This is a genomic window from Thermococcus sp., from assembly GCF_027012695.1.
Taxonomy (GTDB): Archaea; Methanobacteriota_B; Thermococci; order Thermococcales; family Thermococcaceae; genus Thermococcus.
Window position 1 is genome coordinate 64,177 of the sequence record NZ_JALUYR010000057.1, and the last position, 6,066, is coordinate 70,242.

Sequence of the window (6,066 nt, forward strand, 5' to 3'; positions counted from 1 at the left end):
AGTAACATGATGTGAGAATAGTATGGGGTGATCAGGTGTGTCGTACGGAGACGTTGGGAAGAATTGGGCCTGGCTGTTCGGTCTGGGCATAGTGTTCGTAACCCTGGGTTTCGCGGGACTGCTGATGCTCCCGCTTGTGAGCATAACCAGCGTGGCAATATTCGGGGCCTTCATGCTCGTGGGAGGAACACTCCAGGTAATTCAGGGACTGCTCAAGGCCAGCGGATGGAAGAGCAGGATGCTCCACGTCTCGATGGGGCTGATATACATCATCGGTGGTATAGCGACCCTCGAGAACCCGGTGCTGGCGACGGCGATCTTCACTCTGATACTCGGGCTTTCGCTCATAATAGTGGGCGCGATAAGGATCGCCATAGCCTTCCAGAACAAGGACGTCAACCAGTGGGCCCTGCTCAGCCTCTCCGGAGTACTGACGATGCTCCTCGGCCTGATGATAGTCCTCCAGTGGCCCTGGTCCAGCCTGTGGGCCGTTGGACTCTTCGTCTCACTCGATCTGATAATGAGCGGGGTCAACTTCATGGTAATAGCCCTGAGCGCCAAGGCCGAGTACGAGGCAACCCGGAAAGCGGCAAAGGGGTGAGGAGCCCTGATAACCCTCATTTCTTTAATTTTGGCCATTACGCTGTCTCTGATTATAGTCCGGATAGGGGCCATAGCCCTTGAGATGACAGGCCTCTCACGGGAAGTTGCCTCGTTCCAGGCCCAGTCTGCCTTTTCCGGAACGGGATTCACAACGAGCGAGAGCGAGTACGTCGTCTCCCACCCCGCGAGGAGGAAGATCATAAGGCTGCTAATCTTCCTTGGAAGCGCCGGAATAACCTCCGTCATAGCAACGCTGGTTTTAACCTTTCTCGGAAAGGGGCGCAGGGAGGCAACCGGCTACCTGCTCATACTCATAATGAGCCTCATCGTGCTCTACATAGTGTTCACCTCAAAAACAGTTGACCGCTGGATGCGGAAATGGATCCGGAGATTCCTCCAGCGGGCCTTCCCGGAGCTGAGGGTTTACGACTACACCCAGCTTTTAGGAATAACCCACGGCTACTCAATTTCCCAGATAAAAGTCAAACCCAACAGCTGGCTCGCCAACAAAAGTCTAAGAGAACTTGAACTCGACAAAGAAGGGATCCTCGTCCTCGGAATCTACAGGAAAACAAAGAATGGCGAAGTTTATATTGGGGCACCAAGGGGCGACACCATAATCCTTCCGGGGGATGTTCTCATCTGTTACGGGCCGGAGGATGCACTACTGGAGCTGTCCAGAAGAGTAAAGGGAAGGCAGGGTGATCAGGCGCATGAGGAGGCCGTAAAACGGGCCCAGCTCCGGGCACTGGAGGAGGAAATCCTGGCTTCCAGTTAAGTGTTCAGGTGGGCGTCGAACTCTTTGCTCTTTTTATAGTTTGCATAATCCTTATCGAGCCTTTTAGCAACGTAGGGGCCGTTCTTCCGGTAGCCGAACTTTCTGTAGTACTCTCTGACTCCCACGCCACTTATGACCAACATCTTCTTCACGTCGAACTCCTCTCTCGCTATCCTCTCAGCTTCATTCAAAAGTTCCCTTCCGTAACCTCTGTGTTGCCATTCATAGCGCGGCTTCCCTCCAATCGGCACGAGCGGGCCGTAGACGTGGAGCTCCCTGACTATTGCCGAAGGACAGCAGTTTATCTCCTTCCTGTGAGCTTTTTCGCTCGGAATCCTCAATCTCAAGAACCCTATCAGGATATCGTTCTTGGTATCTTCAAAGCTGAGGAATATCTCCCTACCACCAGCGGCATCGTAATCCTCGCGGAGGAGCTTTATGTGCTCGATTTCGGGCTCAACTCCAAACTTCTCCATCTGATGACCGACTTCCCTGAAGCGAATCTCCCTCGGTCTTATGTTTCTCTTAATCAGCTCGTTGAAGACCAACTGCCCGAGGTTGGAGTGCTTTACCCCGTCAACGATGAGCTGAACCGGTATGTCGCGCTGGATTCTCATTACCCTTACCCACTTGGGAAAGAGCTTGTAGGCCTCGACGAGCAACTCAACTGCCTCTTCCGTGCGGTAAGGCCTGTATTTGCCCTCCTTCCACCAGCGGTAGAGGGGGGCATCCCTTGTAACGAGCGTCGGGTAGATTTTCAGCATGTCCGGGCGGAAACGAGAATCCGTGAATATCGTCCTGAAGGTGTATAAGTCCCTCTCGAAGTTGCTTCCCGGCAAACCGGGCATTATGTGGTAGTTGATTTTCAAACCCGCATCGCGAAGGAGTTGCGTGGCTTTAACTATCTCCTCGACGCCGTGGCCCCGTTTTGTCCTCTCGTGGATGAAGTTGAAAATCGTCTGAACTCCTAGTTCTACCCTCGTCGTTCCAAAGCGGAGCATTCTGTCTATCTGCTTCTCAAAGGCCCAGTCGGGGCGCGTCTCTATGGTCAAACCCACCATTCTAACCCTGGCCTTCTCGTTCTTCCTCTGCTCGTCCTCAAGGTAGTAGTAGGGCTTCCTGTGGGTTTTGAGCCAAGCATCCCTGAACTTTGGGTCCTCCTCGAAAACCGACTCGTCTTTCTTCACAATCAGCCTTATAAGCTTCTCTTCAAGGTTCTCAATGTCCTTGAAATATGGAAAGTCGTTCATCGCCTTGAAAGCCTCTTTGACGAACCACTCCTGATAATCGAGGTCCACAGCGGGAAAAGTCCCACCCTGAATTATAACCTCGACCTTGTCAACGTCGTGGCCTATGTCGGTGAGCTGTTTTAACCTTCTCATCATGATTATGTAAGGGTGATATGCACTCTGGACGGCCCTCAAAGCCGAAGGCTCCCTTCCGGTGTAGCTCTGGGGGGAACCGACAGCAGGCCCGCCGGGACAGTAGATACACCTGCCGTGGGGACAGGGAAAGGGTTTGGTCATCATAGCAACAACAGCAACTCCGCTTATCGTCCTCGTGGGCTTCCTCTTGAGCAAATCCCTGAAGCGCTCGCGCTCCTCCCCGGGGATTGCCTTTAAGATGTCGGAGTTGCCCGGAATCCTTGAGAGATGATACTTTCTCGCGACCTTAATCTTCCAGCGGTTGAGTTCCTCCCTGCTTTTGATTTTTCCGTCCATAATCAGCCTCGCGAGTTCCTCAACGGCCCTCTCAAACTCGCCCATAACGACACCTCTCGCTCGATGTAGGGCTGGGTTTTAAAAGGGTTTGTGGAGGTATTCAGTTAGTGAATAATTCACCAAGTGAATGGGTGATGCAGATGAACCGCGACGAGCTTGTTGCATTCCTCGACGAGTACCTACAGATTTCGGCTTATCCAGACAAGTCGAGCAACGGCCTGCAGGTTGAGGGGAAGGAAGAGGTTGAAAGGGTAGCCTTCGCCGTGGACACCACCCTGAGAACAATCGAAAGGGCCGTTAAAGGGAAGGCCGACATGCTTATTGTACACCACGGCATGATTTGGGGCGGGCTGAACTACATCACGGGAATACACTACAAAAGACTGAAGGCCATCATAGAGAGTGGAATAAACCTCTACGTCGCTCACCTTCCGCTGGATGCACATCCAGAGGTTGGAAACAACGTTGGGCTTTTAAAGCTCCTCGGGCTGGAACCAACGGGACCCTTCGGCGAGTACAAAGGACTGAGCATAGGCTTCTGGGGGGAGTTTAAGGAGGCACAGCCAATCGAGAAGGTGGCACAGATAATAGCGGAGAAGCTCGACACGACAGTTAAAACCTACGAGTTCGGGAAGAGGGAAATCAAAACCGTCGGAGCCGTCAGCGGGGCTGGAGCGTTCGCCCTTGAGGAGGCTTACAGAAAGGGCATAGACATTTTAATAACCGGCGAATTTGGACACGCCGACTACCTGACGGCAGTGGATTTGCCCCAGAGCGTTCTGGTGGCGGGTCACTATAAAACCGAAACGCTCGGCGTCAAAGCTCTGATGGGGCTTTTGAGGGAACGCTTTGACCTTGACGTTTTCTTCATAGACGAGCCGACAGGACTTTAATCTCCCCCGTAACTTCTTTTTCTTCCAGAATCCTCAACTGAATTCCAAGTTCGTCGGCGTAGTTTACTATCCATCCCGGCTTTGGGCTGAAGTTGGAAACCACCCACAGCTCAGGAAAGCCGGCTCTATGAGCCTTAACAACATCGTAGAGCAACCTTTGGGGAAACCACTTGAAAGAGGCCTCAAGCTCGATGGCGAGGAGCCTTTGTTCACCGTTTAGGATAGCCACGTCTATCCGCGTTCCGTCCGGCGTTCTATACTCTGGAACGGCTCTCAGGCCGAGTTCTTGAGTGAGGGAGACGATTTCCCGCGTCAGGGTCTTGACCTTGATTTTGGACACCTCGAAGGATAAAAGAAGGAAAGCTCAGCCGAGCCTCTTCTTCACCTCTTCAATGGCCTCCTCGGCCTTCAGCGGGTTCTTGATTCTTCCCTGGGCAAGTTCCTTCCTTCCGCCTCCGCCACCGCCAGCTATACTCGTTACCACTTTCGCCAGCTCGCCAGCTTTGAGGTCAAGGCCATCGCCAACGGCCACGACGAAGTGTCCCTCCCTGCTTATGAGAACGATAACGCGCCTCTCCTTCCTGAGCCTGTTCGCTGCCTCGCGGAGGTCGTCCATAGTTCCCTCAACGACTTTACCTATGAACTCAATTTCGCCAACTTTCTCAACCCTGTTTTCAAGCTCGTAGACGAGGAGTTTAGCGAGCTCTTTCCTCAGCTTCTCGACCTCCTTTCTTGCCTCCTTCCACTCGTTGAAGAACCTCTCCGCCGTCTCGGGCACTTTCTCCGGAGGAACGCGGAAGATTTCGGCGGTTCTCTTGAGGAGCCTCTCCGTCTCCTGCATCCAGTTTATAGCGGCTTCACCGGCCGCGAATATGATGCGCTCAACGCCGTCCTGTATGCGCTCCGTTCTAAGAATCTTAATCGGACCTATCAGCCCGGTGTTGGGGAGATGCGTTCCACCACAGGCCTGAACGTCCCAGTCCTCTATCTTGAGAACCCTGATGACCCTTCCTGGCACTACACCACCCTGGTAGAGCCTGAAACCGTACTTCATCTCCGCCTCTGTTCTAGGCAACCACTCCCAGGTGACCTTCCTGTTCTCCATGACGACGCGGTTGGCAAGGCGCTCTATCTCGCGGAGCTCCTCCTCGGTTATGCGCTTGTAGTGGCTTATATCAAGCCTGGCCCAGTCGGTGTGGAGCTGTGAACCTGCCTGCCAGACGTGCTTTCCGAGAACCCTCACTAAGGCACCCATGAGGACGTGCGTTCCCGTGTGGTGGCGCATGTGCTGGATTCTCCTCTCCCAGTCGAGCCGACCGTGAACTTTGGTCCCTTCCCTGAAGAGCTCCGGCCTCTTGACCCTGTGCAGGATGACCTTCCCGACCTTCTGGACGTTGGTCACCTTAACCTCCTCGCCGTTGACCTCCAGAATTCCGGTGTCGTAGGGCTGACCGCCACCCTCAGGATAGAAGGCCGTCTGGTTAAGAACAACCCAGTCGTCTATTACCTTAAGCACCTCAGCGTCGAACTCCTTCATGAAGGGGTCCTCGTAGTAGAGCGTCCTCGTATCAGGTAAATCCTTGACGAGCTCGAAGTCCACCACGTATTCTCCAGCCGTCTTCTTTTCCGTCTTCTCGGCCTGCTTGGCAACGAGGGTGTAAAAGTTGTCCGGTATGTGAACTTTGATTCCCTCCTTCTGAGCAACCTCAGCCACTATCTCCGGCGTTAAGCCGTGGCTCTCGTAGAAGAGTATGAGCTTCTCCAGCGGGAGCTCGTTGATGCCCTTCTTCTTGAGCTTCGCTATCTCCCTCTTCACAAGCTCGCTTCCCCTTTTGAGAGTCTCCTGGTAGCGCTTCTCCTCGACGTTGATTATGTCGAGTATTACGTCCTCCATCTCCTTGAACTCGGGGAACGTCGGGGAAAGCTCCTTTATGTGCATCGCAACTATCTCAGCCAGCGGTATCTCAAGGCCGAGCTCTCTGAGGTGCCTTATGCTCTTCCTTATCAGCAGGCGCGCCAGGTAGCCAGCTTTCACGTTGGAGGGAATCACTCCATCCGCCAGCATGAAGGT

At 53.6% G+C, this 6,066-nt stretch carries 6 protein-coding genes; 3 read left to right on the forward strand and 3 right to left on the reverse strand.

Features of this window, described 5'->3' with window-relative positions; all coding sequences use genetic code 11:
* The first annotated feature begins 37 nt into the window (after window positions 1-37).
* Together MV985_RS05065 and MV985_RS05070 are read left to right on the forward strand one after the other, a co-directional pair.
* Complete coding sequence (locus MV985_RS05065) at window positions 38-601, forward strand: DUF308 domain-containing protein (RefSeq protein WP_297463829.1); 564 nt, start codon at window positions 38-40, stop codon at window positions 599-601.
* Between the two features lie 6 nt (window positions 602-607).
* On the forward strand, window positions 608-1,381 hold the full coding sequence (locus MV985_RS05070; protein WP_297463849.1) for a TrkA C-terminal domain-containing protein: 774 nt from the start codon (window positions 608-610) through the stop codon (window positions 1,379-1,381).
* On the opposite strand, the gene MV985_RS05075 is transcribed toward MV985_RS05070, so the two are convergent.
* Window positions 1,378-3,147 carry a tRNA uridine(34) 5-carboxymethylaminomethyl modification radical SAM/GNAT enzyme Elp3 gene (locus MV985_RS05075; RefSeq protein WP_297463831.1) on the reverse strand — a complete coding sequence of 590 codons (1,770 nt, stop codon included), beginning with the start codon at window positions 3,145-3,147 and terminating at the stop codon, window positions 1,378-1,380. The genes MV985_RS05070 and MV985_RS05075 overlap by 4 nt on opposite strands.
* Before the next feature lie 95 nt (window positions 3,148-3,242).
* On the opposite strand from MV985_RS05075, the gene MV985_RS05080 reads away from it, so the two are divergent.
* Entirely contained in the window at window positions 3,243-3,995 is a 753-nt protein-coding gene (locus MV985_RS05080; RefSeq protein ID WP_297463851.1) for a Nif3-like dinuclear metal center hexameric protein, read from the forward strand.
* On the opposite strand, the gene MV985_RS05085 is transcribed toward MV985_RS05080, so the two are convergent.
* On the reverse strand, window positions 3,970-4,335 hold the full coding sequence (locus tag MV985_RS05085; RefSeq protein WP_297463833.1) for a hypothetical protein: 366 nt from the start codon (window positions 4,333-4,335) through the stop codon (window positions 3,970-3,972). The genes MV985_RS05080 and MV985_RS05085 overlap by 26 nt on opposite strands.
* Window positions 4,336-4,359: 24 nt before the next feature.
* Window positions 4,360-6,066 (reverse strand): alanine--tRNA ligase (gene alaS, locus MV985_RS05090; protein ID WP_297463835.1); only part of this gene is annotated, 1,707 nt, incomplete at its 5' end.